Source organism: Streptomyces sp. SLBN-8D4 (assembly GCF_049739545.1).
Taxonomy (GTDB): Bacteria; Actinomycetota; Actinomycetes; order Streptomycetales; family Streptomycetaceae; genus Streptomyces; species Streptomyces canus_C.
Window position 1 is genome coordinate 4,604,266 of record NZ_JBMGQC010000001.1, and the last position, 26,288, is coordinate 4,630,553.

Genomic DNA, 26,288 nt, shown 5'->3' on the forward strand with positions numbered 1-26,288 from the left:
ACGATGCCTCCCCGCAAGCGAGCCGCGGCAGCCGCCGGACAGGGCGAACTGCTCAGTGTCTCCAGCACCAAGGAGATCCAGGACATCCTGTGGAAGGCCGCGGACAAGCTCCGCGGCTCCATGGACGCCGCCCAGTACAAGGAGTTCGTGCTCGGCCTGGTCTTCCTGAAGTACGTCTCCGACGCCTTCGCTGAACGCCGGGAGGAGCTGGCCGCCGACCCCGAGCTGGCCCAGATCCCGGAGCACCGTCGGGCGGCCTTCCTTGAGGAGAAGGACGAGTACACGGAGAAGAACGTCTTCTGGGTGCCGCCGACGGCCCGCTGGGACTACATCTCCGAGAACGCGGCCAGTGCGGAGGGCGGTGTCGGCAAGCTCCTCGACGAGGCCATGGACGAGGTGATGAAGGCCAACAAGACCCTCACCGGCGTCCTCCCGAAGATCTTCAACCGGGACAACGTCGACCAGAAGCGCCTGAAGGAACTCGTCGACCTCATCAGCGACGCGCGCTTCACGGGGCACGGCGACCGTCCGGCGCAGGACGTGTTGGGCGAGACGTACGAGTACTTCCTGGAGAAGTTCGCCCGTGCCGAGGGCAAGCGAGCCGGCGAGTTCTACACGCCGGCGAGCGTGGTCCGCCTGCTCGTCGAGGTGCTGGAGCCGTACGAGGGGCGGGTGTACGACCCGGCGTGTGGCTCGGGCGGCATGTTCGTCCAGAGTGGCAAATTCGTGGAACGGCGGAAGGGCAAGGACCACACGCACGACATCGCGGTCTACGGCCAGGAGGCCAACGAGCGCACCTGGCGCCTGGCCAAGATGAACCTCGCCATCCACGGCATGGACCCGAAGGGCGTCGGCGACCGCTGGGCGGACACGTTCGCGGACGACAAGTTGCCCGACTTGAAGGCCGACTTCGTCATGGCCAACCCGCCCTTCAACATGTCCGACTGGGCGAGGAAATCGGACGACAGGCGGTGGCGATACGGCACCCCGCCCCAGTCGAACGCCAACTACGCGTGGCTCCAGCACATCGTGTCCAAGCTGGGGGACAGGGGCAGCGCAGGCGTTGTGCTGTCGAACGGCTCGATGTCTTCGAAGCAGTCGGGCGAGGGCGAGATTCGCGCGGCGATGGTCGAGGCGGACCTGGTCTCCTGCATGATCGCCCTGCCGGGCAACCTGTTCCGTACGACGGCGATCCCGGCGTGCCTGTGGTTCCTAACGAAGGACAAGTCCCCGCAGGGGGCCAGGGCGTTGGAGGACCGGCGAAGCCGGGTGCTGTTCATCGACGCACGCGCGATGGGCACGATGGTCGACAAGACCGAGCGCAGGTTCACTGAGCAGGACCTGGAGAAGATTTCCGACACGTATCACGCGTGGCGGGGCACGAAGTCGGCGAAGAACAAGGGACTTTCGTACGAGGACGTTCCGGGCTACTGCTACAGCGCGACTCTGGAAGAGATCGAGAAGCAGGACTACGTGTTGACGCCGGGGCGCTACGTGGGGGTGGCAGAGGTCGAGGACGACCCGGACGCGGAGCCGGTGGAGGAGCGGATCTCTCGGCTGACGAGTGAACTGTTCGAGCAGCTGGACGAGTCGGTCCGGTTGGATGCTGTGGTTCGGGACCAGTTGGGGAGGATCGGTGGCTGAACGGACAGTGTCGCTTGCCGAATTGGTCGACGAGAATCAGATTGAAGTCGGCGCTGGACGACCTCGCTCGGTCAACCAGGACGGTGGACCAATTCCCATTTTGAGGGTTGCAGATGTCTTGGATGGCAAGATTGGGTCAGTCCATTTCAGCTCAAAGTCGGAGAATAATTTTCGGGATCTTGGGCCAAAGGTCTCACGTCCCGGCGACATTGTCCTTACTGTCAAGGGGACTGTGGGACGGGCAGCTTTGATGCCCAGCGAAGGTCCGCGCTTTGCTTATAGCCCGCAGCTATGTTACTTCCGGCCACGCGTGGATGGTCCGCTGGCGGAACGATATCTGTACTACTGGTTCAAGAGCTCCGATTTTTGGATTCAGGCGAATGCCCTAAAGGGGCAAACCGATATGGCGGACTTCATCAGCTTGGGTGACATTTTGTCACTCAAGCTGCGGCTCCCTTCTCGGGTACAGCAAGAGGATGTAGTTGGCGTCCTCGCGGCGCTGGACGACAAGATCGCGGTCAACGAGCGCATCCGTAGTACTGCGCTCAGGCTTGCATGCGCTTGTTACGAAGCCGCAAGCGCGACCTGTGCACCCGAGCGGATCGGCGACCTTGCCGCGCTTTTCGATGGCCCTCATGCCACCCCCCGAAAGACTGCGGTCGGACCTTGGTTTCTAAGCATCAGTAGTCTCAAGAACGGCTACCTGGACCTCGCAGAGTCGGCGCATCTTTCGGAGGAGGATTTCCCGCGTTGGACTCGGCGCGTGCAGCCTCAGGCCGGAGATGTACTCTTCTCGTACGAAACGCGACTTGGCGATGCAGCGCTGATGCCGCCCGGTGTTCACGGCAGTCTGGGACGACGTATGGCATTGCTGCGTAGTAAGTCCGCTCATGTCAGCGGCGCCCTACTGCTGCATGCGTATCTGAGCTCGCAGTTCCAGGAAGAGATCAAGCGTCGGACAATTCATGGCGCGACCGTTGATCGGCTGCCGCTAAAGGAAATGCCGAGCTGGCCGATCCTCCTTCCGGCCGAGGACGAGCGGGAACGTCTGTCTGCGCAACTCAACTTGTTGCATGCGCGCCTGACGCAGGCCATGAGCGAGAACCGTGCCCTCGCAGCCCTCCGCGACACGCTCCTCCCCCAGCTTATGTCCGGCAAGCTCCAAGTCCGCCAAGCCGAGAAGATCGTGGAGGACGCCGTATGACCACCGGAAGTGACCGCGACGACCCCACCCCTGCCCACCAAGACGCCAAAATGACCGAGTCCACCTGGGAGCACCTCGCCCTCGACGAACTCGCCCAACTCGCTTGGGAGACCAAGCCCGGCAAAGACCTGGCCCCCGGCACCGGCCACCGCCGCGACTGGGACGACCTGATCCTCCACGACGAGCTCCAGGCAGCCATCGAAAAGCTGAACCCGGAGCTGACCTCCACCGCCGTCCACGAGGCGACGCGCATCGCAACGGACCCCACCTCCCGCGAGGCATACCCGGAGAACAAGCAGGCCCACGAGTACCTGACCACCGGCATTCGCCTCACCTACACCGACGAGTTCGGCGCCGAGCAGACCCCCACCGTCCGCCTCGTCGACTTCACCGACCCCGACGCGAACAGCTACCTCGCCGTCAACCAGGTCACGGTCAGGGACACCGACGGCAGCCACCGCCGTTTAGACATCGTCCTGTACGTCAACGGCCTTCCCCTCGCCGTCATTGAGCTCAAGAGCGCCTCCGACGAGAACGCGACCCTCAAGTCGGCGCACGCCCAACTCCAGACCTACGTCTCGGAGTTCCCGATCGCGTTCCGCTACAACGTGCTCTGCCTGGTCTCGGACGGCATAACCGCCAAGTACGGCACCGCATTCACGCCGTACGAGCACTTCGCGCCCTGGAACGTGGACCACGAGGGCAAGCCCGTCGACACCAACGAGCCCGGCTACGACGGCCTCGATGCCCTGAACCTGGCCCTGCACGGCCTGTTCACGCAGGAGCGGTTCCTCTCCCTCACCCGCAACTTCGTCAACTTCCCCCCGCCCAAGCCGGGCGAGCCCCTGACCGGCAAGCGCATCGCGAAGCCGCACCAGTACTTCGCCGTGAACAAGGCCGTGGACGCCGTCGTCGAGGCGACACAGACGAACGGCCAGGCCGGCGTCGTCTGGCACACGCAGGGCGCCGGAAAGTCGGAGGAGATGGTGGAGACGGCCGCGCTGGTCCTCCGCCACCCGGCGCTCAACAACCCCACCATCGTCGTCATCACCGACCGCAACGACCTCGACGACCAGCTCTACGACACCTTCCTTGACAGCGAGTCCCTGCTGGGGGCAAAAGCTCACCAGATCGACACACGCGAGGAACTGCGCGCCGAACTGACGGGTCGCAACGTCGGCGGGATCGTCTTCACCACCCTCCAGAAGTTCGGCCTGGGCAAGGAGGAGAAGGACGCCGGCAAGTCTCACCCCCTCCTCTCCGAGCGCCGCAACATCCTGGTGATCGTCGACGAGGCCCACCGCTCGCACTACGACAGCCTCGACGGCTATGCCCGTCACCTGCGCGACGCCCTGCCGTACGCCACCCTGCTCGCCTTCACTGGTACGCCCATCTCGAAGGCCGAGGCCGACACCCGTGCCGTCTTCGGCGAGTACATCGACGTCTACGACCTGAAGCGCGCCGTCGACGACGGGGCCACGGTCCGCGTGTTCCACGAGCCGCGTGTCATCAAGGTCGACCTGCCCAAGGACGTCGACCCGAATACGCTCGATGAGCAGGCCAACACCCTCACCGAGGGCATGGACGACGCCGAGCGCCGCCGAGCCATCCAGTACGCCACGACGATGAACACGCTCTACGGTGCCGAGGACCGCATAGCGAAGCTCGCGGACGACCTGATCGCCCACTGGGAGCAGCGCCGCGAGCTGGTCAAGCCCGACATCGGCGCCCCCGGCAAGGCGATGGTCGTATGCGCGACCCGCGAGATCTGCGTACGGGTCTTCGACGCTCTGGCCGAGCGGCGGCCCCGTTGGGTCAGTGACGAGGTCGACAAGGGCGTTATGAAGATCGTCTTCCACGGCGACCGTTCCGACCTCGAGCACCTGCGCAAGCACTCACTGCGCAAGTCCCAGCAGAAGGTCGTCCAGAAGCGCGCCAAGGACCCCGACGACGAGCTGGAACTGCTCATCGTCCACTCGATGCTGCTCACCGGCTACGACGCCCCGCCCATCCACACCCTGTACATGGACCGCCCGATGCAGGGCGCCAACCTGATGCAGGCGCTCGCCCGCGTCAACCGCCGCTTCCGCGGCAAGCAGGACGGCCTGCTCGTCGGTTACGCACCCCTCACCGACAACCTCACCAAGGCCCTGCGCGAGTACTCGGACCAGGACCGCAAGGACCAGACCCTCGGCGCGGACATCGAACGGGCCGTCACCGAGGTCAAGAACGAGATCGCCACCATCAAGGGCCTGTTGGCCGGGAGCCGTTGGAAGGAGTGGCTGGCCGACACTGGCCGCCCCGACACCCGCAAGCGCGCGCTCCGCCTGACCGCCGACTTCCTGCGCGACCCGAAGAACCCGGGGAACAAGGTCGAGCCCCCCGCCAAGCCGCTCTCCGTCCGCTTCAAGGACAGCGCCGCCCGGCTGGACCGCTTCTACCGTGTCTGCGCGATGAGCAAGGAGATCGCCGAGCGCTGCGAGGACCTGGACGACTGGCGTCGGGACATCTCCTTCTTCAGTGAGGTCCGCGCCTGGATGATCAAGCTCGACGCCGCCCAGCGCGAGGCGAACGGAGAGCCGCTCAGCGCCGAGGTCCAGCGCTACCTGCAAGCCCTCGCCGCCTCCGTCGTCGACGCCGACGAGATCACCGATCTGTACGCGGAGGCCGGGATCGGCCGGCTGGACATCACCCGCCTCAACGAGGCGCAGCTGCGCAAGCTGGAGAACTCCGAGACCCCGCACCTGGTCACCGAGGCCCTGCGCCGCATGATCCAGCAGAAGATGCGCGAGGTGACCAAGCACAACGTCGTCCGCAACGAGAGCTTCACCGAGCGTCTGAACGACCTGATGAGGCGTTACATGCTCCAGCAGCTCACCAGCGCCCAGGTCATCGCCGAACTCGCCGCCCTGGCACGGGAAGTGTCGGCGGAAGCCCGCCGCGGCGAGCGGTTCGACCCGCCCCTGACCCACGCTGAGCTGGCCTTCTACGACGCCGTCGCACACCGCGACATGGCCGAGGCGATGGAGGGCGGGGACGACACCCTCGCCAAGATCGCCCGTGCCCTCGTCAAGGACATCCAGAAGAACCTCTCGGTCGACTGGCTCTCCCGCGAACCTGTCCGGGCCAAGCTCCGCACCCGCATACGCCGCGTGCTGGCGATGTTCGACTACCCGCCGGAGGAGGAGCGCGAGGCGGTCGACCTGGTCCTCAAGCAGATGGAGATCGTGGCAGCCCTCTGGGCGCCCGCCGCGAAGTAGCAACGCATACGGGAGGGTTCCACCAGGGGCACCCTCCCCTCAGGGCCAGGTGCGCTCGACACGGTCGTGCCGTACGACATAGGCAGCCGGGCCGCCCTTCTCGACGGCCTGGTGGATCGCGTCCCGGCGTGCGACGAGACGCTCGACCAGCTCGATACTGCGAAGCTGCTGGTTGTCCAGGTAGAACAGCACCGCCTCGCGCTCCAGGACGGGCTTGATCTCCAGGTCCCGGGTCTTGATCCGCCCGTCCTTCGACAGCGGGACCCAGGACCGGTCGAGACCGTAAGTGATCCACTCCTCGTCCGGAACGTCCTGTCCGTCGTCAGGAAAGACGTCCCCGATGCGGTGAACCGTCCACCCGCAGGCTCGCAGTCCTTCCGCGACACGGCGACCGAGGTTCCGGTCGCGGAAGAACTCAGGCGGCAAGGTGCACCACGGCCCGGCAGAGCGCGTCCACCTGCTCAGGCGTCATGTCGTAGTCGTACGCGATGTCCTCGACGCTCTCTCCCGCCTCCCACAGGTCGGTGATCGCCTGGACCGTGACGCGGTTGGCGGCCACCACGGGGAGGCCGTGGCCGAACCTCGGATCGATCACGACGTGGACGAAGTCCGGGTACTGCCTCAGCCGCAGGCTGGAGGGGAAGTCCTCGCCCGGCTCCCAGGTGAGGTAGCGGAGATAGTCGGAGACCACTTCGTGGATGGGGACTTGGCCATCGCGGGCTCTGCGGAGGTCCCCCCAACCGTGCTCGATGAAGATGTCCACGCCGTCCGTGGCGATCCGCTTGGACACGAGGCCGTAGGGGGTGTCGAAGGCATCTCGTACGGCGGCGGCCGTCTCCCTGATCTCGCTCATGCGGAGTCCCAGGGAGCGCAGAGAACGTAGAACGTGCGCCTCGGCCACCGCGATGAACGGAACCGAGGGCTGTCCCTTCCGCACCGGCTCGACCTGGTGGACCAGCGGTGCTCCAGCGGCCTTGTTCTTCAGCCACGACGTGAGAGTCGACTGCGGAATCTCAAGGTAGGAGGCGGTTTCCGTGGGCGTCAGAAGCCCGTCGTTGAACCTGTCGACCATGCCCCACCTCCTCCGGGCGCCGGATTTCGCATCGTGCCACATCAAGCCTCCCACCTGCGGGTGGACCGCACACCCGGTCATCGGCTCAGCCGGCCGCACGGAGTGGGTCCCCGGCCCGGCAGTCCCGGCAGCGGCCGGGTTCCGCCGAACGGAATCCCCGGTCGCAGCCGTCGCAGTTCCGCAGGGGCACGACCAGCGGGCGTACGGCGGGTTCCGCGCTCCTGGCTGGTACCGGCAGGGGAGCCTCCTTGAGGCGGTAGGCGAGGATGCCGACCGGGCGGGTGAGGAAGTTGTCCGGCAGCCGTGCGGTGAGGTGGTCCGTGATGTGTGTGGGCAGAAGGCCTGCCGCGAGCCACCGGGCGACGGCCGGGGCGAGGCGCGCGGTTTCCCGCGCGGACAGGATGAGGCGGGGGTCGACCACGCGCAGGCCGGCGAGTACGGCCACCGCTCGGGGGTCGGCGTCAGTGAGCGGGATCAATACCTCCGTCTCGGCTGGCGCGGCCACCGTCTCCTCCGGTGGCGCGGATGCTGGTGCGACCACAGCGGCGGCGACCTGCTTTCGCGGGCCGCGCGGCTTCGGCGGCTCGGGAGGCCCGTCCGGGTCTGGGTCCGGTTCCGTATGCGGATCGCCGCCGGGGACGTCGTAGAAGTACGTGCGGGTCCGGACGTGCCCCGTGGACGTCCGTTCGCGGCGGCGCTCCAGGTAACCGGCCGCTTCCAACTCCCTGAGCGCCCGCGAGATCAGGATCTCGCCCTCGCTGAAGTGCTTGCACAGGGCCGGGATGGTCACGGGGGTGCCGTCCGGTAGGGAGGCGATGTACGCCGCGACGCCCACCGTGACCGCGCTGCCGCGTCGCTGGGCGAGGGCGTTGGAGATCACCGTGAAGTCGGCCGTCAGCCGGGTGCGGACGTGGATCACGCCGGAGGTCGGAGCTCCGGCGTGGGCGCGCAAGGGCGCGTTAGACTGCGGGTCAGCCATCGGGAAGTCGATTCCTTCTCGATCGGTCAGGCCCTCGATCGGGATTGCCGTCCCGGCCGGGGGCCGAAGTCTGTGTGCTGTTGTCGCGGCGAACGTAACCGTCCGTATCCCGCGCCTGCAAGCCGGTCACCCGGACGAGTGACGCGAGCCCTGCGGCCGGGGAGGGTGGGTGGGCGGGTAGTTCTTTCCCCCGGTTCTTTAGGGAGGTCAGCGGCCTGCCGGGCCCTCGCGGACAGGGGTCCGGTGAGCCCGGGACGTGGACGGTGACCAGGGCCCGGCGGGCTCAGTGACGGTGGCCTCCGGCCTTCAACTCGCCTATGAAAGCCTCCCAGGAGGCAGCCTCGAAGCACAGCACCGGACCGTGCGGGACCTTGCTGTCACGGACGGGGACGGCGCTCTCCCGCAATCCGTCGGCCACCTCCACGCAGTCGCCACCCTCCTGATTGCTGTAGCTGCTCTTGCGCCAGGTGACGCCGGTCAGTTCGGGACGGGAGACGCGAGCCACGGTGGTTGTCCTCCAGCACGGATCGGATCATGTCCAGGGACATGAGCGGGGGCAGAGCATCCGCCCGCAGTCGATCGTAGGCCAGTGAGTACCGCCTGACCTCGTCCGGATCCTCGATGAGTTGGCCGTAGTGCGCGCCCTCGGTGTAGGCGACCTCCGAACCGTCCGGCATGGTGAGGACGGTGAGCGAGCCGCCCATCACATCGTGCTCCCCTTGGTCGAACGGCAGGACCTGCACAGTGATGTGACGGTCCCTCACAGTCTCTAGCAGTCGTTCCAACTGCTCCCGCATCACCGCCTGCCCACCGACCGGACGCCGGAGCACCGCCTCATCGAGGATCACCCACAACTCGGGCCGGTCGGGAGCCCCGAGGCGATTCTGCCGCCCCAGGCGAACGGCGACCCGCTCCTCCAACTGCTCCTCGCTACCGAGCGTCAGGCCGACGCTCAGCACTGCCCGCGCGTACGGCTCGATCTGCAACAGACCCGGCACCACATGCGCCGCGTACTGCCGGATGACCACCGCCCGTTCCGAGCAGGCCATGAACCTCCGCGACCAGTCCGGAAACGCCTCCCGGTACACGTACGGCCACAGCTCCACGAGCAGGTCATCCGCACCGAGGGCCACATCCAGCGCCCGCGCCAGCTCCAGCGTCGGCTTCGCCCCGGAGGCCCGCTCGATCTGCGTGATGCGCGTGCCCACCACATGGACCTTGTCGCCCAGTTCGGTCTGGGTCAGTCCGGCCGCCAGGCGAAGTCTGCGGACACGTGCGCCGAACAGCGCGGCCATCGACGTACTGGGGTCAATTCCGTTGGCCAAAGCGTCACTTCCGTTCCTTACGGGTCGATAAGTAAGGCCGCGTCACCTGTTGAGCGTAGGGCGACCGGACGACTCTTGAGTGCGGAACGTGACGACTCACGCACACCACGCCACATCCCCTGCTCGACAGCCAAGGACGGACCACGCCGTGCTGACAGAAACGACGAACGCACAGAGCGAACTGCCACCTCTGGTCGCACAGTTCACCTCCTCGCCCCGGTGTTCGCGACAAGCTCGTCAAATCGCCGTACGGCACCTGGAGGAGCAGGGGTATCCGCCGGCGTCGGACGCGTCGTGCACGGTCGCCCTCGTGGTCGCCGAACTCGCCGCGAACGCCGTGCTCCACGGCCGGGCACCCGGGCACGACTTCGGTCTCCGGGTCGCTGTCGACACGGCGGCGGGCCTGGTCCGCGTCGAGGTCTCGGACGCGGCATCCGCGAAACGGCCCCCGGCGATGCCGCCTTCGTCGGCTCCCGAGGGAGAGTCGGGCCGAGGGCTGCTCCTGGTGGACACCCTGGCCGTGCGCTGGGGTTCGGCACCGCGCCACCCGTTGGGCAAGACGGTGTGGGCGGAAGTGTCCATCGGCCGCCCAACTGTTTGTAACGATGCTTGAGTTGCGATAACCAGGGTTATCGCCGAGAACATGGATTGAGTAACTTCTCCGCCTCTAACGTCTGTTCCGTCACACCGGGCTCGCGCAAAGCGAGAGGCTCACGGCCCTCGCCCAGCGCACGGCCCGGCCCCGGAACCGACCACGGAGGGCGGAGAGCACCATGACGGAACACCCCACACCGAGCGGACCGAACGCATCCGATCAGCAGGTCGAGCACCACCGAGGCGCCTCCTCGACGCTCGCCCTCCTGACCGCCCGCCTCGAAGGATCTGCGCTCGCCGAGGCACCCCGGGAACTCCTGCGCGAGGCACTGGGCGCCACCGCGACGGAGGCCTCCGGCGCCCCCGCAGCCCCGCACCCGGATCAGCGGGTGTTCCTCGACTCCATCAGCGTCAACGGCTTTCGCGGCATCGGCCGCAAGGCGCGTCTGCCGCTGACCGCGCGGCCCGGCGTCACCCTCGTCGTGGGACGCAACGGCTCGGGGAAGTCCAGCTTCGCCGAGGGTGCCGAGACGGCGCTCACGGGCCGGACCGCCCGCCTGGACAAGCAGCGGGGCGAGGTGTGGCGCCGGCACTGGCGCAACCTGCACGACGGGGCCGACCCGAAGGTCGAGGTCCGTCTCGCCATCGCGGGCGACCCCCGGCCGTCCACGCTGACGTGCACCTGGCCCGGCGACGACGTCACCGCCCCCGAGGTCGAGTTCAGGCGGCCGGGCCACGGCCGTCGGCCCTTCACCGGCATCGGGTGGGAGCGGGCCCTGAACGACTACAGCCCCTTCCTGTCGTACGCGGATCTCGACAAGATCCTCAACGGCAGGCCCAGCGAGCAGTACGACTCGGTCGCCGCCATCCTCGGACTGCGCGAACTGACCGACGCGGACGAGCGGCTCCAGGGCACCGAGAAGACGCTCGACTCCGCGCTGAAGCAGGTCGAGGCCGAACGGCCCGCACTCGCCGAGGCGTTGTCCGCACTGGACGACCCGCGTGCGGTACGTGCGCTCGCGGTCGTCGGCAAGGCGGGCGACCCCGACTTCGCCGAGCTCGACGCCCTCGTGACCGCACTCCCCGACGCAGACGAGGGCCGCCTGAGGGAACTGCGCGCGACCGCCGCGCTGGCCGGACCCGACCTCGACGCGGTCGGTGCGGCCGTGGACCGGCTGCGCGAGGCCGTCGCCGTACTCGACGACGTACGTGCCTCGGGCGCCGAGGACGCGCACCAGCGTGCGGAACTGCTGGCCAAGGCCCTGGAGCACAGCCGTCGGCACGAGGACGAGGACACCTGCCCGGTGTGCGGGTCCGACCGGGCGCTCGACGAGGCGTGGGCCGAGCGGGCCGCCGAGCAGGTGGCCGGCCTGCGGCAGGAGGCCGCGACCGCGCGGGAGGCCCGCACCGGACTACGGGACGCGGTGGACGCCCTCCGATACCTCGTCACGCCGGCCCCCGTGTGGCTGCCCGCCCCGCTCGTCGACCCGTGGGAGGAGTGGCAGGCGTGCCGGGTGCTCGACGACGCCGAGCGGCTCGCGGCCCGCGCCGAGACCGCAGCGCTCGTCCTCGCCGACGCCTGTGCCGCGCTGCGCGAGGAGGCGCTGCGGGAGCTGGAGAAGCTCGACGAGGAGTGGCGCACCTGTGTCACCCGCCTCGCGGGCTGGCTCGACCGGGCTCGGCCCGCGTACGCCGGAAGGCCTCGGCTGTGCCAGGTCAGGGCGGCCCGCAAGTGGCTCAAGGAGGCGCGTGCCGATCTGCGCGAGGAACGGCTGCGACCCTTCGAGGACCACTCGCAGCGGATCTGGGAGGAACTGCGCCAGCAGAGCAGCGTGGACCTGCGTTCCGTACGCCTGACCGGCAGCGAGAAGGCCACCGTGCGCAAGCTGGTGATGGACGTGTCCGTCGACGGCACCGAGGCCTCGGCCCTCGGTGTGATGAGCCAGGGCGAACTGCACTCCCTCGCGCTCTCGCTCTTCCTGCCGCGCGCCGCCGCGCCGGACAGCCCCTTCGGGTTCGTCGTCATCGACGACCCCGTGCAGTCCATGGATCCCGCCAAGGTCCACGGCCTCGCGAAGGTCCTGCACGACCTCGGCGAGACCCGGCAGGTCGTGGTCTTCACCCACGACACGCGGCTCCAGCGGGCCTTCACCAACCAGGAACTCCCGGTGACCGTACTCGAGGTGGAGCGGGCGGGCCGGTCCGTGGTGACCGTGAACCGGGTGACCGATCCGGTCCGTCAGGCACTGGCCGACGCACGTGCCCTCATCCGCACGCGGAACCTCCCGCCGGTCGCGATGACCCATGTACTGCCCAGCCTCTGCCGCGCCGTCCTGGAACAGGCCTTCTCCGAGGCCGCCTGGCTGCGGCTGCACCGGGCGGGGATGGCCGAACACGAGGCGGAGAAGACCGTCGCGAGGGCCGTCACGCTGATGGACATCGCCGCCCTGGGGCTCTTCGGAGACCTGTCGAAGACGGCCGGTGAGGTCTTCGGCGAGCTGCGCAGGCGGTGCGGCCCCGGGGCGGTGGACCTTGTCCGGCAGTGCCAGGAGGGCGCCCACCCGTCGGGCACCTCGATGCCGGACCCCCACCGGTTCGTGGACGACATCAAGGCCGTGGCCCTGACGGTACGCAAGCCCGAGGAGGGGCCGTGAACCGGACGATCCGCCAGCTGCTCGACACCGCCGACCTGCTCCTCACGGACACCGGCGAACCCGCCCCGCCCGCCGACACGGCCGTACCCGCCGCGTCCGCCGCCGCGGCGAGCCGGTACCGCGGTGCCGCCTTCGCCCTCCGTGTCGCTCTGGAGAGCGCCGTCGCCGACCGCCTCACCGCCCACCGGGCGCCGCGCGCGATCCGGGAGGGCACCTTGCGGGCCGCGTTCCTCTGGCTCCGCGGCTGCGCCGAAGCGGGAACCGCCCGCCGGGCGAAGGCCGTGTGGAGCCAGCTCTGCCTGGGATGCCACTACCACCAGTACGAGATCGGTCCCACGGAGGACCAGGTCCGCGCGTGGCGTACCGAAGTCGGGGCGCTCGTCGCCCTGTTGACCAACTGAAACGACACCACGAGGACGCCACCGTCCACAGAGCGGAACGAGGAGCAGCACCATGACGGCTCGTACGTCCAAGCGAACCCTGTACCGGCTCAGGGGCGTCCCTCCCACAGCCGACGCGATGTTCGACGCCTTGGACGCGGACCAGTTGGAAACGGTCCACGCGGAAGTCGACGTCCCCGAGAACCTCGGTGTACCGGCGGTCCTGGTCACCGGCAGCTTCCAGCAGCCCGTCGCGAGCTGGTGCGACGAGATCTTCCGAACGACGGGTATCGAGGTGTCACGGCCCGTCAACCGCTCGGCCGGCCTGCTGATGCTCGCCGTCGACGGTGAGGTGTACGCGATCAGCTATGACCAGGGCTTCCGCCTGGTGCCCGACCGTCTGAAGGATCACCGCTTCGGGCTGAGCTTCGCGTCCCGCCGGGTGGACCCCGCGAAGATCCGGGACCTCGTGTCGCACACCCCGGGCGGAGGACGCACCGACATCACTCTGATCCCCAGCGGAGCCTCGGTATGGAGCCTGGGCATCGTCGAGCACGCGCAGATCGTGCGCCGCCTCGGCGGCCACCTGGACAACATCCCCCTCACCATCTCCCGGGACAACCCGGGGAAGATCTCCAGCGCCGAGGGCGGCGCCGGTCTGCGCCTGCGGCTCGGTGTGGAGGGCGCAGACCTGATCGCCGACATCCGTGCGATCGCCCGCGTCCTGCGTGAGGAGAAGCCGAGTCCGGAGCTGGAGTTCGTCGAACACGTCGTGCCCGTCGACGACCCCGGCCTTGTCACCCGCCTGGAGGCCGTGCTCGACGACCTTCTGGGCCAGGAGCCCGACGGCAGAATCAGCGTCGCCGTCCCCGCCGACCGTTGGGACGACTACATGGCCGCCCGGGCGTTCAGGGCCAGGATCAACAGCGACTCGGCCGGCCGGTCGACCGACGACTTCGACCTTGCATACGTCCTTAGCCGTGCGCGCGTCCAGCGTGCGGGCAGCCGCGTGGCCGCGCTCCGGGAAGGAACCGTCACCCTCTACCGGCACAACCGCGCCGACCGGGCCGACGAGATCTGGACGTCCAGCGCGCTCCGGTGGATCGAGGCGGAAGTGTCACTCGACCACCACCGATTCTTCCTGATGGACGACCAGTGGTACGAGATCGACCAGGAGTATCTGAAGGCGACCCGCGTCCACGTCGAGCGACTGATCACCGATTCTCCCTCCGTCGACCTGCCCCCGTGGGTCCTCGGAGACAAGGAGCGCACCTACAACGAGACCGTGCCGGACCAGCGGCCCGGATACGTCAGCTTCGACCGCGACAACGTTCAGACGACATTGCACCGGGGGAACGGCGTGGAGATCTGCGACCTGCTGAGCCCGGACAACGTGCTGGTCATGGTGAAGCGCGCCATGGGTTCCGACGCACTGAGCCATCTCTTCAGTCAGGCACTCGTCGCCGTACAGACTCTGCGGAACTCCCCGGAAGGCAGGGAACGGTTCGCCGAGAAGGTCGCCGCGGCCCGGCAGGGGCACGGTCCACCGGAGGACTTCCGGCCTTCGAAGGTCGTCTTCGCGATCCTTCTGAAGGACGGCACCGATCTCACCGCCGACACCCTGTTCCCGTTCTCACAGGTCACCCTGGTTCAGACGGCCAGGACGCTCGAAGCGTGGGGTGTTCAGGTCGAGGTGGTCGGCATCTCCTCCGTCCCGCCCGTCGCCACCCCGACGGGGATCCGACGGGCGGCGGCGTAGCTGACTCACGGGCCGACCTCGGCGCATAGGGTTCAGGGGTGCAGCGCCTCCTGGTTCTTTTTGACCTCGACAACACCCTCGTGGACCGGCAAGGAACGCTCACCGACTGGGTTGCCGAGTTCACCACCCGGCACGGTCTGGGAGACGAGGAACAGGCCTACATCTTGAGTCTGGTGGCGGACCGGGCGTATCCGTCCACCTTCGACACGATCCGCGCCCGCTACCGGCTGCTCATGTCAGCCGCAGAATTGTGGCGCACGTACTGCACCGATATCGCGTCCTTGGTGTCGTGCCCCGCCGACGTCCTCGACGGCTTGGACGAGCTACGTGCGTCCGGCTGGCGAGTCGGGGTGGCGACCAACGGTGCGGTGGACATCCAGCGCGCCAAGCTGCGGGCCACCGGTATCGCCGAGCGAGTGGACGGCGTCTTCGTCTCCAAAGAGGCCGACGCACGCAAACCGCAGATCCGGCACTTCGCCCTGGCGGCGGCCCGCTGCGGCACCGAGCTGGACGACGGAGGCTGGATGGTCGGCGACAACCCCGTCAACGACATCGGCGGTGGACGCTCCGCGGGGCTGAGAACCATCTGGATCGCCAACGACCGCTCCTGGCCGCCTGACAGTCCCGGGCCGGAACACACCGTGCCACACGCGCGCGCTGCCATCGACGTGCTGCTTCTGCACTCCGTCGGCAACATGAGGACCACGACATGAGGTACACCATCGGGCTGCTGCACCCCGGCAGCATGGGATCCGCCATCGGCGCCCAGCTGCGCGCCCGCGGCCACCTCGTCCTGTGGTGCCCCGACGGACGCAGCCAAACAACCCGCCGCCGGGCCGAGAGCGCGGGCCTCGAAGCCGAGGCACTGTCCGAGCTCGTCTCCCGCTCCGACGTGCTGCTCTCCCTGTGCCCGCCCACCGCAGCGGAGGAGACTGCCGCCCGGGTAGCCGAGCTCGGTGCGGCCGACGCGGGCACAATCTACGTTGAGGCGAACGCCGTCTCGCCGTCGCGTGTGCAGCACATCGCCGACCGTCTGGCCCCGATGCCGGTCATCGATGCCGCCGTGGTCGGATCGCCTCCGGTGGGCGGCAAGTACCCGACGCTCTATCTGTCCGGTCCCGGCAAGCAAGCCGACGAGATCGCCGAACTCTTTGCCGGCACCGACGTGCGCCCCCACGTCCTTGGCGACACCATCGGCAAAGCCTCCGCACTCAAGCTCTCGTACTCCAGCTACCAGAAGGTCTCCCGCGTGCTGGCCGCCGTCGCATACGGGGCGGCGGACACGTACGGTGTCGCGGACGAGCTACTGGAGATCGCGGCCAGGCGCACCCGCAGCTACCTCGTGGAGACGGACTACATCCCCAAGACCGCTGCCCGCGCCTGGCGTTGGGGCCCAGAACTTGAGGACGCGGCAGCCCTGCTCGCTGATGCCGGCTTGCCCGACTCCCTCGTACGCGCCGCGGCCGAGACCCTCACCCGGTGGGACGGAAACAGAGACGAGCACCTGGACATCAGCGAGGCACTCGAAGCCCTGCGCCTAAGGTGAGCTGGACAACCTGAGTTCAGCAGGGTGCACCTATGTCAGGAGCGAGGTGACATTGTGCGCACGATGTCGTCGATCTTCCGTGCGGCTTCACGGGGTGCCGTCGCATCCGTGTCCACGCACAGCTCCCACTGAGCCCGTGGATGAGCCGCAAGATCGGCCTGAGTGGCGTCCCACGCGGCCAGCCGGGCCGCCGTGTCGGTGTCGCCCCGCTGGAGTGATCGTCGTGCGGTGGTCTCCTTGGAGCACCACAGCAGAACGCGCACCCAGTGCGCCGGGAAGAGAACGGTCACCTGCTCCATCCCCAGCATCTGCCCGAGATGGACGACGGGTGCCCTGTCGCCCTCCATGGCCTGATCGAGGCCGGGCCGGTCGACGACGTAGATGTTGCCGTACCGGTCGTTGCGAAAGATGACGTCGCCGCGTGCCTCCAGGCCGACCAGCTGCTCCGGTGTGCCCATCCGGTAGCCCTCAGTCTTGCCGGTCCCGATCTTCAGCCGAGAGAACGGCACGTACCGCGCGTCGAGTTCGGAGAGTGCCGTCGTGATCGTGTCCTTGCCTGCCGCCGGCGGCCCGTACAGCAGGATGCCCTGCCTCATTGGAACACCGTGCCGAAGACCTGGCGCACCTGGTCCGTGAGCGATATCGCGGCGCCGAGCCGGTTGTCGACCACCAAATGCGGCACGACGGGCCGCAGTTCGAGGTCGATACCGGCGGCGTACGTGTCCCAGTTCTGGAGTTTCCAGCTGTCTCGGGCGGCGGACCTGAAGGTGATGTACTCATGCATCGTGTCCAGGTCGCACTGAATCCAGACGACAGCTACGGTGACGCCGCGCGCTTCGCAGCGATTGATCAGGCGGCCCATCCACCGAGGGTCGGTGCTCTCGGTGATGAACGGTGCGCTCAGGACCGTGCTGATCGCGCAGTCGATGTTCGCGTACGCGGTCTCCAGCAGGCACTGGTACTCCAGCGGGCGGACCTTCTCCCGGTACAGGTCGGTGTGCCGGTCATTGGGGTCACTGCCCATCTCTACGAGGAGGCGCTCGACGAGGGGACGCGTGATCGGATCCTTGTCGAGGACGGGCCAACCAGTGAGCTGGGATATGAAGCGGGCGAACTCCGATTTCCCGCTGCCGGCGTAGCCACCGACCATCAGCAGGGTCGGCTTGTTGGGGTCGCCGCCGGTGTGACGGCGCTTCCAGGCATCGAGGATTCGCTGCTGTACGCCCTGCCCGTCGGTTTCCTCCGTACCCGGCGACAGTTGGAGCAACGCGCGCTCCACAGCCAGCACATGGGCCCCGTTGTGCGGTTCGCTCGACGCGGTGAACTTGAGCTTCCTGGCCTCGTCGGGCAGGGCGTTACGGAAGCCGAGCTCGGGCTCGGTCGCGCGATACAACAGGCAGTACGCGCGGCGGTAGTGCGGCCCGGGGTAGACCTCGCCCTGCTCGTGTTGCCACAGCGTCTGGAAGTTGGCGGCCGGCACTGTGAGTTTCGCAGCCCCCGCCACCTCACGCAGCTGCTCCCCCGCGCCCTCCAGCGTCAGGCCGTGGGCTTCGCGTTGCTGCCTCAATCTGTCCGGGCGCCAGCCCGGCCGACTCTTCCCCACCGCGCCTACCGCCTGCCCATCTCTGGTCATGATCCGGAGCCTAGGTCAGCCTCTCATGAGTGCATGTGAAAGCGGATGTTGAAAAGTCGGACCAACCAACCATGAGCCGATGATGAGCCGCTTGGGCAACTGCTCGTGATACTCCGAGCGCGTCCGGACCGCTGTCATGGTCACACCGACGCGGTCATCGTCTACCCGCCTCGGTCTCCAGTACCCGTACGAGATCGAAGGGGGCTGTCCGACTGATGGCCAAGTCGTCACCCCCTGAGGAGCCGGGGCGGCAGCCAGAGAATTCCAGCCGTTGAGCTCGGGCCACTCGCCCATCACGCAATTCAGCACCTACCGACGTACGCCCAAAAGCGTCACAGCATCCATCTCATTCGGCCAGCAGGAAGGTGTTCTCATGATACCCATGCATCATCTCATCGTGGTCGGTTTCGATGAGATCGTCGCCAACAAGTATCTGCCGTGCATTCGCGATGCCGTCAACTCCGGTCACATCGACTCCTATTCAATCATCGACCTGGAGTCGCAGCGGACGAAAATCGACCGGCGCATCCAGGCGGCGAGCGTGAAGCCGCGAGGAGTCATTTACCTGCCGGATTCCGGCGACCGTGCACGAGAGACACCGCAAGAGCTCATCACGGCCGCCGTCCAACGCCTGCGAGTCCCCGGCGTGCCGGCGAAGGTATACATCGCCACGGAGGTACGGGCTCACGAGGCATACCTCCGGTTCTGCGTGGAGAACCACATCGACTCGCTGGTCGAGAAGCCCGTACTGGCTCCCGTCGTGGCCGGCCGATTCAAGCCGTCGTACATCACGAAAACCATGGAGGAACTCATCGGTGTCGCTGCCGGATCCTCCGCGGAGCACTCGGTGATGACATTGAGCCGGTACCACCAGATCTACAACGAGAAGGTCGTCGCGTCGCTCAGGGAGCGGATGGAGCGGTGGGAAGCGCCTCTGACTTCCTTCCATCTCCGGGCCGCGGGCGGCGTGTGGAACCTCCAGCGGGAGTTCGAAAGCCGCGATGATCACCCGTACAAGTACGGCTACGGGATGATGATGCACGGCGCGTACCACTACGTGGATCTCGCGACCCAAATCTTGTCTCTCAACTCGGAAGTGTTCCCCGAGCGCCAACTCAGGCTGGAGATCAGCTCCTTCGGCGCCTTTCCGATCGACCAGCACCAGCGCATCTCGCAGCCGATCGCCAACTGGTTCCAGGACGACGGCGCGCGATGGTCGGCGGACTCAGACGCCGCATTTCGTTTCGGCGAGACCGATGTGACCTCTACGCTCCGCCTCTTGGATGCGGTCACAGGTAGGACCATCTCGCTCGGGACCTTGTCCTTCGAGCAGACCACCCCCTCCATCCGGAGCTGGTGCGAACTCCCGGAGGGCCTTTACAACGTCAATGGCCGCACGTCCAGCGTCGACCTGGAGGCCCAGCTGTCGACGTTGTTCTCCACCCACGTTCACTGCCACGACATCCCCCGCGGCGACAGCGCGGATGGGATCGACGCGTTGGCTCGCGTGACCACGCGAGCCAACGCCGCGCTTCTGCCCGATGAGCAGTACGTATCGGAGGAGTCGTTCGGCGGGCTGTTCCACAGCGACAGCAACCGTCGGCTCATGGAGCACTGGCTTCGCGGCTCCGAGCGGCGCAGCTCCCTCGCGAGCCACTTCCGGCCCATGCAGGTCACCGAGGCGCTCGCCTCGTCGGTGCTCACCCCGGGGCACCTGGTCTCGGTGCCCTTCTAGGCCCCGGCTGCTCCAAACCAACCAGGCCACAGAGGAGTTACCCATGAATCAGCCAGTTTCGAGGGCATCCGTGCATGCCTTCTATGCGGACGCGATCCGGCGCGGCCGGAACACCGCGGAAAACCTCCAGGCCGCCACCTCGGAGCGGTTCAACACGCTCCTGGCATCCATCGGAGACGCAACCCCCCGCACCGCACTGGATCTGGGGTACGGAGCCGGGACCTACACCATTGCCTTAGCGCGCGCAGGGTTCCGCGTCGTAGCCGTCGATCAGGTTCCCAGTGACTCGCTTCTTCAGCGCATCGACGGCACAAGTGATTGGGCCGACCGGATCGAACCGCGGGAGTGCCTCGCCGAGGACTTCGCCATCGACCAGGACTTCGGGGTCATCGTCGCCAAGGACGTCCTGCACTACGTCGCGAGACGCGATGTGGAGTCCCTCCTCACCACCGCGGTCGCTCACGCGCGCGGGGCTAACTACCACTACCTCGAAGTCTTCACAGGGATCAGCCGCAGGTCCGCGGACGGTCAGGTGCTGTGCATCGAGGGGGAGGCCGGTTACTCCCCGGACTTCTTCAGACACGTCATCGAGCGCATCTACGACGGCTGGGACCTCACGCTGCTCTGGTCCGAGCACGCGGAACAGGACAGCCGGACCGGGCGCAACTGCTTCGAGGCGATCCGGGCCACCGTCATCGCCGCCAACCGGGCCACCTGACCAGAGACAGGGAGAATGCCGTGAAGTCGATCGCGCCTGAGGGGATCAGCTTCGTCATCCCCTGCTTCAACTCGGGGGACTATCTCTTGGAGGCTGTGGCGTCCCTGATCGAGCAGCCGCACGTGTTCCCGTACGAAGTCGTGGTCGTGGATGACGGCTCCGACGACCAGCGCACTCTTCGTGCCATCGCGCAGTGCGCCGGGCGCGCCGGAGTCCGCATCGTCCAGCAGGAGCACAGCGGGCACCATGCGGCCAGGAACGCCGGCATCGAAGCCGCAAGCTTCGAGTACGTGATGCAGCTCGACGCCGATGACCGGCTCGCCACGGACTCTGAGCTGCTGAAGGCCGGCAGCTACCCGGACCGTGCCGTCAAGCTCCTCAAGACGCACCAGCATGTGGCCTTCGCCCACACCATGTCCCGGATGATCGGCGACTTCGACGGGCTCACCATCTCCTCCTACCCGTGCCGCGAGGAACTGGTCCTGCGCAAACACCACGTGCCCACCTCGATCGTCTGCCGCCGGGACGACGCCATCCACGGCGGTCTCTACGACCCCGACGTACGGAAGTGGGGGGACTGGGCGTTCGCCGTGAACCTCCTCGCCGGGCGGTTCCGCAGGGGCGAGGCCAACCACATCGTGTACATCGCCGGCCCGCTGCACGAATACCGGGTCCACTCGCGGACACGACGAGTCTCCAACGCCGAGATCTCCGAGTTCGACATGACCCTGCTGGTGGTAAAGAAGAACCTCGACCTGTTCCGGCACCACTTCAACCGCGACGGCACCGCCGAGGACATCACGCGCCTCGTCCTCGCCTCGAAGCCCTCCCGGCTCGTCGACCTGATCCGGATGGCCGAGTTCGACCTCGAACAGGCCCTGACGGTCGCCCGGCAGCGGCAGTTCTCTCTGGCAAGCCCCTTCGAGGGCCTGGGAATCCCGTAGGGAAAGACCACCTCACGAAGGCAGCCCCGGACTATGTGTCCGGGGCTGCCTTCTCTGGTCTGGCTACTAGGCGGGCAGGTTGCTGATCTGGTCCTGCAGCCGGACGATGTCCCCTTCGGCCTTCGTCAGGCGGGTACGGATCTTCTCGACCACGTTGTCCGGGGCCTTCGCCAGGAACGCCTCGTTACCGAGCTTGGCCTCCGCCTGGGCCTTCTCCTTCTCCGCCGAAGCCAAGTCCTTGGCCAGCCGCTTACGCTCGGCCGCGACGTCAATCGTGCCGGACAGGTCGAGCGCGACCGTGGCGCCGGCAACCGGGAGGGTCGCCGTGGCACTGAAGCCATCACCCTCCGGCTGGAGCCGGAGCAGCTGACGGATGGCGGCCTCGTGGGCAGCGAGCTGCGTACCCGACAGGTCCAGACGCGCCGGAACCTTCTGACCGGGCTGCAAGCCCTGGTCCGAACGGAAGCGCCGAACCTCAGTGATCACCTGCTGCAGGCTCTCGATCTCCGCCTCGGCCGCGGCATCACGGAACCCGCTGTCCGCCGGCCAGTCGGCGATCACGACGGACTCACGTCCGGTGAGCGTGGTCCACAGCGTCTCCGTCACGAACGGAACGATGGGATGCAGCAGGCGCAGCGTCACGTCCAGGACCTCGCCCAGGACGCGTGCCGAGACCCTGGCCGCGTCGCCGCCGGCCATGAACGTCGTCTTGGACAGCTCGACGTACCAGTCGAAGACCTCGTCCCACGCGAAGTGGTACAGGGTATCGGCAAGCTTCGCGAACTGGTAGTCGTCGTAATACGCGTCCGCCTCGGCCACGACAGTGTTCAGCCGGGACAGGATCCAACGGTCCGTGGCCGACAGCTGCTCGGCCGGGGGCAGCTCGCCCTCGATCGTGGCGCCGTTCATCAGCGCGAACCGCGTCGCATTCCAGATCTTGTTGGCAAAGTTCCGGGACGCCTGGACCCAGTCCTCGCCGATCGGCACGTCGGTACCGGGGTTAGCGCCCCGCGCGAGCGTGAACCGAAGAGCGTCGGAGCCGTACTTGTCCATCCAGTCCAGCGGATTGACCGTGTTACCGAACGACTTCGACATCTTCTTGCCATGCTCGTCACGGACCATGCCGTGGAACGCGATGGTGTGGAAGGGGATCTCGCCGTCCATCGCGTACAGGCCGAACATCATCATCCGGGCGACCCAGAAAAACATCAGGTCGTAGCCGGTGACCATGGCCGAGTTCGGATAGAACTTGGCCAGGTCCGCGGTCTTCTCGGGCCAGCCCAGCGTGGAGAAGGGCCACAGGCCGGACGAGAACCAGGTGTCGAGGACGTCGGTGTCCTGCTCCCAGCCCTCCCCGGTCGGCGGCTGCTCGTCGGGGCCGACGCACACGGTCTCACCGTTCGGGCCGTGCCAGACGGGGATGCGGTGGCCCCACCACAACTGCCGTGAGATGCACCAGTCGTTGAGGTTGTCGACCCAGTCGAAGTAGCGCTGCGACAAGTCGGCGGGGTGGATGTTCACCCGGCCGTCGCGGACCGCGTCTCCCGCGGCCTTGGCGAGCGTCTCGACCTTCACCCACCACTGCAGGGACAGCCGCGGCTCAAGGGTCGTCTTGCAGCGCGAGCAGTGGCCCACGGAGTGGACGTACGGCCGCTTCTCCGCGACGATCCGGCCGTCGGCGCGTAGCGCGGCGACGATCGCGGAACGCGCCTCGAAGCGGTCAAGCCCCTCGAAAGGCCCGTGGGCCGTGATGACACCGCGCTCGTCCATGACGGTCAGCGACTCCAGGCCGTGCCGCTGGCCGATGGCGAAGTCGTTGGGGTCATGGGCGGGCGTGACCTTGACGGCACCGGTGCCGAACTCCGGGTCGACGTGCGTGTCGGCGACGACGGGGATCGTCCGGCCCGTCAGCGGCAGCTTGATGCGCTTGCCGACGAGGTGCTTGTAGCGCTCGTCGTCCGGGTGAACGGCCACAGCGGTGTCACCGAGCATGGTCTCCGCACGCGTGGTGGCGACGACGACCGTGTCGTCCCCCTCGCCGTACTTGATGGAGACAAGCTCACCGTCGTCGTCCTGGTAGTCGACCTCGATGTCCGAGATGGCCGTCAGGCAGCGCGGACACCAGTTGATGATGCGCTCGGCGCGGTAGATCAGACCGTCGTCGAACATCTTCTTGAAGACGGTCTGGACGGCACGGGACAGACCCTCGTCCATGGTGAACCGGTCGCGGCTCCACGCGACGCCGTTGCCCAGGCGCCGCATCTGCCCGGCGATCTGACCACCGGACTCGGCCTTCCACTGCCAGACCCGCTCCACGAACGCCTCGCGACCCAGGTCGTGGCGGGACTTGCCTTCCTTGGCAAGCTCCCGCTCGACGACGTTCTGCGTCGCGATACCGGCGTGGTCCATGCCGGGCTGCCACAGCGTCTCGTAGCCCTGCATGCGCTTACGGCGGGTGAGGGCATCGATCAGCGTGTGCTCGAAGGCATGGCCAAGGTGCAGGCTGCCGGTGACGTTCGGCGGCGGGATGACGATGGTGTACGCGGGCTTGTCGCTCTTCGCGTCAGCCTCGAAGTAACCCCGCTCTACCCAGCGCTCGTACAGCGGCCCCTCTACCTCGGCCGGCGCGTACTGAGTCGGCAGTTCGGGGGCGCTGTTCGGCCCGCTTGCGGGGCGCTGAGAGTTGTCGGTCACGACGGCCATTCTATGGGCCCGAGGTCCCTGCACTGGCCTGGCTTTCCGCCTCAAGATCAGCAGCAGCCAAGACATGCGAAAGGCCGCACGGATACGATTCAAGTGTGACCAAGAACGCTCCCGTGCGGCCACCTCAAGCTTACCTCTATCCGAGCTCCCCTTCTGCCGCACAGCGACGGATCACGGCTGGACCAGGGCGCGATACTCGCTCATGCCTGACTTCTTCTGCAGTGCGCTGATGTGACGCACGCCGGCACCTACGCCAGCACCCACACCCGCCCCCTCGCCACCTCTTTGCCGGCGCCCGGCTCACCGGGCTCCTCGTGCTCGTGGTGACCGCCTGAGGCACCGTGCACGGGCGGCTCACGCTGCTCGGGCGGTCCTGGGACTCGCGGTGGTATCTGGGGATCGCCGAGCACGGTTGCGGCCGTTCCGTGCGCGTCCGGCCGGGTGTCGTCCTCAGTATCTGTGGCCTTCCTTCCGCTGTACCCGGGGCTGGTCCGGCCGTCACCGCTCTGACCCCGCTCAGCGGAGGCGCGGCGGGCCTGCTGGTGTCGTGGAGCGCGGCCGCGGTCTCCGGCGTACACGGAACCGGTCCTGACGGCCTTCGCCGCGTGGTCGCTGTACGCCGGGCTGTCCCGGCCCCGCGGGCTCGCGGCCGCCCTCGCGACGGCGGCGTACGAGCTCGTGCGGGGCTTCGAACAAACCGCGAAGTTATCCACAGGCTGTGGACGGCCGCCGCGCTCGGCCGGTTCGGGTACCTGCCGTGGGTCGGCCACCGCGAGGGTCGCACCAGCACCGGTGCGAGCGGCGGCAGCAGTGGGAAAGCGGGCCGTAGGCCAAAACGGGAGAGCCCGGCCCCGGCACGCGGCCGTGGTGGCCGGTGCCCTGGCCGGGCTCTCGTTCGCCTACGCGCGTATCTGGTCGTACTCGCCGATACGACTTGCAGCGGGAGGAACGTCTACTCGTCGTCCTCGGGCTTCTCGGCGTCGTTGACCTCCTCCTCGAGGCCGAGCTGCTCGACGAGCCACTTGTCGAACTCGATGGCGGCGCGCACCCAGCTCACGGTCGAGGAGACGAAGTGCTCCAGGCTGACGCCGGTGCCGATGAGCATCTGCGCCTCACCGATCAGACGGACGGTGCCGTCGTCATGGGTGTGGCTGTAGACCTTGGGCCACAGGGTGCGCCGGTTCCAGTCGTCGATGGATTCCAGCAGCGCGGGCTTCTCGTCGATCTGGTGGGGCCGGTCGTAGAACGTCCGCACCGAGAAGACCTGCTGGTCACCCTCGCCGCGGAACATGAAATACGTACGGAACTGCTCCCACGGCGCCGCGAGGTCACCCTCGTCGTCGACGACATACTTCAGCTCCATCTGGTCGAGGAGCTGCTTCACGAGATCCTGATCCGGGACGACGGGGCCCGCCGGTCCTTGGGGCTGCGGCTCGGGCTGGCCCCCGAAGTTCGGAATCGAGGACGGATCGATGGTCACCGTGAATTTCCCTTCGTACGGATTCCGCCATCCTCCCCCATGCGGGGAGGGGGGTGGCAAGCCCAGACGGACCCTGTCCTCCCAGGGCTGACATGATCCGGTCAGCCACGGTAAACAGGGGCCGAGGAAACGGGGAACACATGACACAGACGCAGACCGAAACAGTGCCGGAAGTGGTCCGGCCGGGCAGGACCAGATGGGGCATGTTCACGGCGATCCTGGCCGTGCCGACCCTGGGGGTGGCAGCCCTGATCGCGCTGCTGGTCGCCTGGCTGTTCACGGACGACTCCGTCGACACGGGCGTCCGGAAGATCTCGTGCGCCGAGGCGTTCGCCTACGGCGGGGCGAAGCCGCCGACCGGAGCGCGCGACCTCTCGTGTGTGCTGGAGGCCGCGCAGAACCCCCGGTACGAGGCCCGCTTCCTGCTGCGGCAGACCGAGGTGAGCGCCTGGGTGGCGGCGAGCTACCCGGACGGGCCCGGCCTGCGGAACGTGCAATGCGGCGGCGACACCGAAATCTACGCGTGCATGAACCGGGGCGCGGTCGCCGGGCAGAGCGCCTCCGTGCAGCTGGAGGTCACCTACGACGGGCCGAACTGGTCCGTGGTGCGGTTCGTGGCGTTCACGGAGTGACGAGGGGGCGCCGCCGCCCCTCGTCA

Annotated in this window: 22 protein-coding genes; 13 read left to right on the top strand and 9 right to left on the bottom strand. The window is 67.5% G+C overall.

Features of this window, described 5'->3' with window-relative positions:
- Nucleotides 1-3: 3 nt before the first annotated feature.
- Genes RKD20_RS20740 through RKD20_RS20750 form a run of 3 tightly spaced genes read left to right on the top strand, consistent with a single transcriptional unit; the run spans nucleotide 4 to nucleotide 6,108 of the window.
- The gene (locus RKD20_RS20740; RefSeq protein WP_424879023.1) at nucleotides 4-1,644 is read left to right on the top strand and encodes a type I restriction-modification system subunit M; all 1,641 of its coding nucleotides are present in this window, start codon (nucleotides 4-6) and stop codon (nucleotides 1,642-1,644) included.
- Nucleotides 1,637-2,848, top strand: coding sequence for a hypothetical protein (locus tag RKD20_RS20745; protein ID WP_424879024.1), 1,212 nt, complete (start codon nucleotides 1,637-1,639; stop codon nucleotides 2,846-2,848). Before RKD20_RS20740 ends, RKD20_RS20745 begins: the two co-directional genes overlap by 8 nt.
- A complete protein-coding gene (locus tag RKD20_RS20750) occupies nucleotides 2,845-6,108 on the top strand; it encodes a type I restriction endonuclease subunit R (RefSeq protein WP_424879025.1) in 3,264 nt (1,087 codons plus the stop codon). Before RKD20_RS20745 ends, RKD20_RS20750 begins: the two co-directional genes overlap by 4 nt.
- A 39-nt stretch (nucleotides 6,109-6,147) precedes the next feature.
- Here the strand turns inward: RKD20_RS20750 and RKD20_RS20755 are convergent, their stop codons facing one another.
- The 5 genes from RKD20_RS20755 to RKD20_RS20775 all read right to left on the bottom strand — a co-directional run bounded on the left by RKD20_RS20755 (nucleotide 6,148) and on the right by RKD20_RS20775 (nucleotide 9,454).
- Entirely contained in the window at nucleotides 6,148-6,534 is a 387-nt protein-coding gene (locus RKD20_RS20755; RefSeq protein WP_424879026.1) for a toxin-antitoxin system, toxin component, PIN family protein, read from the bottom strand.
- Entirely contained in the window at nucleotides 6,524-7,180 is a 657-nt protein-coding gene (locus RKD20_RS20760; protein ID WP_424879027.1) for a DUF433 domain-containing protein, read from the bottom strand. The genes RKD20_RS20755 and RKD20_RS20760 overlap by 11 nt, the downstream gene beginning before the upstream one ends.
- An 85-nt stretch (nucleotides 7,181-7,265) precedes the next feature.
- The gene (locus RKD20_RS20765) at nucleotides 7,266-8,159 is read right to left on the bottom strand and encodes a hypothetical protein (RefSeq protein WP_424879028.1); all 894 of its coding nucleotides are present in this window, start codon (nucleotides 8,157-8,159) and stop codon (nucleotides 7,266-7,268) included.
- 283 nt (nucleotides 8,160-8,442) lie between these two features.
- Nucleotides 8,443-8,583, bottom strand: coding sequence for a DUF397 domain-containing protein (locus tag RKD20_RS20770; protein ID WP_424879029.1), 141 nt, complete (start codon nucleotides 8,581-8,583; stop codon nucleotides 8,443-8,445).
- Complete coding sequence (locus RKD20_RS20775; protein ID WP_424883277.1) at nucleotides 8,537-9,454, bottom strand: helix-turn-helix domain-containing protein; 918 nt, start codon at nucleotides 9,452-9,454, stop codon at nucleotides 8,537-8,539. The genes RKD20_RS20770 and RKD20_RS20775 overlap by 47 nt, the downstream gene beginning before the upstream one ends.
- Nucleotides 9,455-9,632: 178 nt before the next feature.
- On the opposite strand from RKD20_RS20775, the gene RKD20_RS20780 reads away from it, so the two are divergent.
- The 6 genes from RKD20_RS20780 to RKD20_RS20805 all read left to right on the top strand — a co-directional run bounded on the left by RKD20_RS20780 (nucleotide 9,633) and on the right by RKD20_RS20805 (nucleotide 16,417).
- Nucleotides 9,633-10,097: an ATP-binding protein gene (locus RKD20_RS20780; RefSeq protein ID WP_424879030.1), complete on the top strand. Its 465-nt coding sequence runs from the start codon at nucleotides 9,633-9,635 to the stop codon at nucleotides 10,095-10,097.
- Between the two features lie 160 nt (nucleotides 10,098-10,257).
- Complete coding sequence (locus RKD20_RS20785; protein WP_424879031.1) at nucleotides 10,258-12,732, top strand: AAA family ATPase; 2,475 nt, start codon at nucleotides 10,258-10,260, stop codon at nucleotides 12,730-12,732.
- A complete protein-coding gene (locus tag RKD20_RS20790; RefSeq protein ID WP_424879032.1) occupies nucleotides 12,729-13,133 on the top strand; it encodes a hypothetical protein in 405 nt (134 codons plus the stop codon). The genes RKD20_RS20785 and RKD20_RS20790 overlap by 4 nt, the downstream gene beginning before the upstream one ends.
- 52 nt (nucleotides 13,134-13,185) lie before the next feature.
- Nucleotides 13,186-14,871 (top strand): TIGR04141 family sporadically distributed protein, encoded by a 1,686-nt coding sequence (locus tag RKD20_RS20795; protein ID WP_424879033.1) that lies wholly within the window; start codon nucleotides 13,186-13,188, stop codon nucleotides 14,869-14,871.
- A gap of 38 nt (nucleotides 14,872-14,909) precedes the next feature.
- A complete protein-coding gene (locus tag RKD20_RS20800; RefSeq protein WP_424879034.1) occupies nucleotides 14,910-15,584 on the top strand; it encodes an HAD family hydrolase in 675 nt (224 codons plus the stop codon).
- Nucleotides 15,581-16,417, top strand: coding sequence for a DUF1932 domain-containing protein (locus RKD20_RS20805; protein WP_424879035.1), 837 nt, complete (start codon nucleotides 15,581-15,583; stop codon nucleotides 16,415-16,417). Before RKD20_RS20800 ends, RKD20_RS20805 begins: the two co-directional genes overlap by 4 nt.
- A 35-nt stretch (nucleotides 16,418-16,452) precedes the next feature.
- Here RKD20_RS20805 and RKD20_RS20810 read toward each other — a convergent pair whose 3' ends face one another.
- Complete coding sequence (locus RKD20_RS20810; protein ID WP_424879036.1) at nucleotides 16,453-17,013, bottom strand: phosphotransferase-like protein; 561 nt, start codon at nucleotides 17,011-17,013, stop codon at nucleotides 16,453-16,455.
- A complete protein-coding gene (locus tag RKD20_RS20815; protein ID WP_424879037.1) occupies nucleotides 17,010-18,050 on the bottom strand; it encodes an AAA family ATPase in 1,041 nt (346 codons plus the stop codon). The genes RKD20_RS20810 and RKD20_RS20815 overlap by 4 nt, the downstream gene beginning before the upstream one ends.
- A gap of 382 nt (nucleotides 18,051-18,432) precedes the next feature.
- On the opposite strand from RKD20_RS20815, the gene RKD20_RS20820 reads away from it, so the two are divergent.
- Genes RKD20_RS20820 through RKD20_RS20830 form a run of 3 tightly spaced genes read left to right on the top strand, consistent with a single transcriptional unit; the run spans nucleotide 18,433 to nucleotide 21,447 of the window.
- Nucleotides 18,433-19,785, top strand: coding sequence for a hypothetical protein (locus tag RKD20_RS20820; RefSeq protein WP_424879038.1), 1,353 nt, complete (start codon nucleotides 18,433-18,435; stop codon nucleotides 19,783-19,785).
- Nucleotides 19,786-19,828: 43 nt separating this feature from the next.
- On the top strand, nucleotides 19,829-20,503 hold the full coding sequence (locus RKD20_RS20825; RefSeq protein WP_424879039.1) for a class I SAM-dependent methyltransferase: 675 nt from the start codon (nucleotides 19,829-19,831) through the stop codon (nucleotides 20,501-20,503).
- Between the two features lie 20 nt (nucleotides 20,504-20,523).
- Nucleotides 20,524-21,447, top strand: coding sequence for a glycosyltransferase family 2 protein (locus RKD20_RS20830; protein ID WP_424879040.1), 924 nt, complete (start codon nucleotides 20,524-20,526; stop codon nucleotides 21,445-21,447).
- 66 nt (nucleotides 21,448-21,513) lie between these two features.
- On the opposite strand, the gene RKD20_RS20835 is transcribed toward RKD20_RS20830, so the two are convergent.
- Nucleotides 21,514-24,150, bottom strand: coding sequence for a valine--tRNA ligase (locus RKD20_RS20835; RefSeq protein WP_424883278.1), 2,637 nt, complete (start codon nucleotides 24,148-24,150; stop codon nucleotides 21,514-21,516).
- A 952-nt stretch (nucleotides 24,151-25,102) separates the two neighbouring features.
- A complete protein-coding gene (locus RKD20_RS20840) occupies nucleotides 25,103-25,630 on the bottom strand; it encodes a YbjN domain-containing protein (RefSeq protein ID WP_424879041.1) in 528 nt (175 codons plus the stop codon).
- A 140-nt stretch (nucleotides 25,631-25,770) separates the two neighbouring features.
- Between RKD20_RS20840 and RKD20_RS20845 the strand changes: the two genes are divergently transcribed.
- Nucleotides 25,771-26,262: a hypothetical protein gene (locus tag RKD20_RS20845; RefSeq protein WP_424879042.1), complete on the top strand. Its 492-nt coding sequence runs from the start codon at nucleotides 25,771-25,773 to the stop codon at nucleotides 26,260-26,262.
- The last annotated feature ends 26 nt before the right edge of the window (nucleotides 26,263-26,288 follow it).